This window comes from Grimontia sp. AD028 (assembly GCF_000973155.1).
GTDB lineage: Bacteria > Pseudomonadota > Gammaproteobacteria > Enterobacterales > Vibrionaceae > Enterovibrio > Enterovibrio indicus.
The window spans coordinates 1-265 of sequence record NZ_LASY01000209.1; the positions used below are offsets into that span (position 1 = coordinate 1).

1 protein-coding gene is annotated in these 265 nt (G+C 50.2%); it reads left to right on the forward strand.

The annotated features are described in order from the left end of the window. Positions 1-265 (forward strand): hypothetical protein (locus RN22_RS24340; RefSeq protein WP_046308515.1); only part of this gene is annotated, 265 nt, incomplete at both ends.

The following is a 265-nucleotide window of genomic DNA, read 5'->3' on the forward strand; positions in this document are numbered from 1 at the left end:
AAGCCGAAACCGAACGTTGCCTCGAAATCATAGACACTTGGCGAGAACGACTTTGCTCTATCAGTTGGTTTATGCGCCTTCTGAATCAACATATTGCCACTGAAGCGAATCGTGAAGACCAGTGTACGGGACACTTCTGGGAAGGTCGTTTTAAAAGCCAAGCTTTGCTGGATGAAAAAGCCTTAGCTGCGGCGATGGCCTATGTTGACCTCAACCCCATACGGGCAGGCATGACAGACTCGCCCGAATCCTCTGACCACACATC